Genomic DNA, 776 nt, shown 5'->3' on the forward strand with positions numbered 1-776 from the left:
GCGGACATCGAAAAGCAAGGGGAGTATCTTTTCTTGTATGAATGCCATCAAATCCTCAAAGAAGGCAAGTATCATCCCCAGCCCGTAAGACGGCACTACATTCCGAAGAAAGATGGAAAGCAAAGGCCGCTAGGCATTCCCACCATCCGAGACCGCGTCATACAGATGGCGACGAAACTGGTATTGGAACCGATCTTTGAAGCGGATTTTCAAGAATCCTCGTTTGGATTCAGACCGAAGCGAAGCGCCAAGCAAGCGCTGGACCGAATCCGAAAAGCATGTAACCGCAAAGGCAATTGGGTGGTCGACGTCGATATCCAAGGTTACTTCGACAACATCAATCAGGAAAAGCTGATGAAACTGCTGGAGATGCGAATCAGTGACAGACGTATCTTGAAACTGGCACGGAAGTGGCTAAATGCAGGGGTCATGGAAGAAGGAACGGTTCGACGTTCGGATTTAGGAACGCCGCAGGGGGGAGTCATCTCTCCACTTTTAGCGAACATCTATCTGAACTACTTCGATATCCTGTGGGAACGATATGGTAGCGAATTCGGGGAACTGACGCGTTATGCGGATGATCTCGTGATCGTGTGTAAGACGAAGAAAGACGCAGACCGGGCATACGAACGTATTCGTGCCATTATGGATCGTCTTGAATTGACGTTACACCCGACCAAAACACGCATCGTCGGACTTTGGACAGGAGAAGAAGGCTTTGATTTTCTTGGCATGCACCATCGCAAAACGAAAGCGGAAACTTCTCAAGGGAAGGT

1 protein-coding gene is annotated in these 776 nt (G+C 49.1%); it reads left to right on the top strand.

All coding sequences use genetic code 11. From position 1 onward, the window contains the following. Positions 1-776, top strand: a 776-nt coding sequence (gene ltrA, locus N0M98_RS33725; protein WP_259620509.1) for a group II intron reverse transcriptase/maturase, incomplete at both ends; no start/stop codon positions are given.

The organism is Paenibacillus doosanensis (genome assembly GCF_025060755.1).
In the GTDB taxonomy this organism is placed as follows: domain Bacteria; phylum Bacillota; class Bacilli; order Paenibacillales; family NBRC-103111; genus Paenibacillus_S; species Paenibacillus_S doosanensis.